General features: G+C 64.4%; 2 protein-coding genes. Both read left to right on the top strand.

Annotation, left to right across the window (positions count from 1 at the left end; genetic code table 11):
* Positions 1-75: 75 nt before the first annotated feature.
* Positions 76-1,227, top strand: coding sequence for an acetylornithine deacetylase (gene argE / locus ERD80_RS17675; RefSeq protein ID WP_136547855.1), 1,152 nt, complete (start codon positions 76-78; stop codon positions 1,225-1,227).
* A 38-nt stretch (positions 1,228-1,265) separates the two neighbouring features.
* On the top strand, positions 1,266-2,227 hold a 962-nt coding region (locus ERD80_RS17670), incomplete at its 3' end, for an ABC transporter ATP-binding protein (RefSeq protein WP_136547854.1).

Genomic DNA, 2,227 nt, shown 5'->3' with positions numbered 1-2,227 from the left:
CTGACGCGCGCGCTCAATCCCACGCTGGCACCCCGTTACGGCGTGCCGGGCGATGAATAAGCGTGAGGAGACGCGATGTTGACCAGCCGTAACCTGCTCGAACATCTGGTGGCTTTCGACACCACCAGCCGCGAATCCAATCTCGCGCTGATCGATTTCTGCTGGCGCTACCTCAGCGGGCTCGGCGTGACCTGTGAACTGATGCACAACGCAGAACGCAGCAAGGCCAATCTCTATGCGCGGCTCGGGCCAGCCGGCAGCGGCGGGGTGATGCTATCGGGCCACAGCGATGTGGTGCCGGTTGATGGCCAGACGTGGACGGTGCCGCCGTTTGCGTTGACCGAACGCGACGGCAAGCTGTACGGACGCGGCACGGCAGACATGAAAGGCTTCCTCGCCTGTATGCTGGCCGCCGTGCCGCATTTCCTCGCCCAGCCGCTGCGTCAGCCGCTGCACCTGGCTATCTCCTATGACGAAGAGGTGGGTTGCCTCGGTGTGCGCTCGCTGGTGGATTCGCTGGCGCAGCGCAGCGATCGACCGGCGATCTGCCTGATTGGTGAGCCGACAGAACTGCGTCCGGTGCTGGGCCACAAAGGCAAGCTGGCGATGCGCTGCGAAGTGCAGGGCGCGGCCTGCCACTCGGCGTACGCGCCGCAGGGCGTCAATGCGATTGAATACGCCGCGAAGCTGATCCAGCGCTTGACCGTCATCGGTGAACGTCTGGCGACGCCGGAACGACAGGATGCGCGCTTCGATCCGCCGTTTACCACCGTGCAAACCGGGGTGATCCACGGCGGACGCGCGCTGAACATCGTGCCTGACGCCTGCAGTTTTGATTTCGAAGTACGCACGCTGCCGCAGGAGGATGCGCAGCAGGTGGCAGAGGAGCTGGTGGCGTATGCGCAGCAGACGCTGGAGCCGCAGATGCGCGCGGTGCAGCCCGCCAGCGCCATCCGCTTCTCGCCGCTCAGCGCCTATCCCGGGCTGGATACCGCCGCGCACAGTGCCGCGGCACAGCTGATTGCCCGGCTGAGCGGCAGCGACAGCTTCAGCACCGTGGCGTTTGGCACTGAAGGCGGACTGTTTGCCGCCGCCGGCATCCCCTGCGTGGTGTGCGGTCCCGGCAGTATGGAGCAGGGCCATAAGCCCGACGAATTTATCACCCTCGCACAGCTGGACGCCTGTGACAGCCTGTTACGCCGGCTGGCGACCTGGATGTGCGGATGAACCCGCGACGAGCCACCCCGTCCGAATCCGGAGATTGTATGGTCAGTGCAGAAGTAACCCCGTTTCCGCAGCCGCTGTCATCGGCGCCGCATAAGGCCAACGTGGCGGTGCAGCTGGATGGCGTCCTGAAGCGCTTTGGTGATGCCATCGCGCTGCATAAAATTTCTCTCACCATCCATGAAGGTGAGTTCATTACGCTGCTCGGCCCGTCCGGCTGCGGCAAAACCACGCTGCTGAACCTGATGGCCGGCTTTGCCGAAGCCGACGGCGGTGAGATTTTTATCGATGGCGACCTGGTAACGGAAATCCCGCCTTATCAGCGCGAGATCGGCATCGTGTTTCAGAACTACGCGCTGTTTCCGCACATGACGGTGGAGAAAAACGTCGGCTACGGCTTGCGTATGCGCGGCGTGCCGAAAGCGGAAATCGCCGAGCGGGTCGGGCAGGCGCTGGCATTGGTGAAGCTGGCAGGTTACGGCCAGCGCAAGCCGCGTGAACTGTCCGGTGGGCAGCAGCAGCGCGTGGCGCTGGCGCGTGCGCTGGTGATTCGCCCGAAAGTGTTGCTGCTGGATGAGCCGTTCTCCGCACTGGACAAAAATTTGCGGTTATCCATGCAGGTCGAGCTGAAAGCGATTCAGCGCAAACTCGGCGTGACCACGGTCTTCGTCACCCACGATCAGGGTGAAGCGCTGAGCATGAGCGACCGCGTGGTAGTGATGTCGGCCGGTCACGTGCGCCAGATTGGGCCGCCGGATGAGATCTATCGCCGCCCGCAGGATCCGTTTGTCGCCGGCTTCGTCGGTGACGTCAACATACTGCCGGGCCGCTACGCCGGCCGTGACACCAGCGCGCTGCTGGAGCTGGGCGGCAACAGGCTGCGCCTGCCGGCCAAACGGGTGCAGGCCAGCGTCGGCGACCGGCTGGATGTGTATGTGCGTCCGGAAAATGTGCAGCTGGCGCCGCTCGGTCCGCAGGCGCTGCTCAGCGCCACGGTGCTGAC

The sequence above is a fragment of the Pantoea sp. R102 genome, from assembly GCF_004916815.1.
GTDB lineage: Bacteria > Pseudomonadota > Gammaproteobacteria > Enterobacterales > Enterobacteriaceae > Pantoea > Pantoea dispersa.
This window is presented reverse-complemented; position numbering and strand designations above follow the sequence as displayed.

What these genes read in the sequence shown, in the direction of transcription:
- argE (WP_136547855.1), top strand. Translation starts at nt 76, where the DNA reads ATGTTGACCAGCCGTAACCTGCTCGAACATCTGGTGGCTTTCGACACC.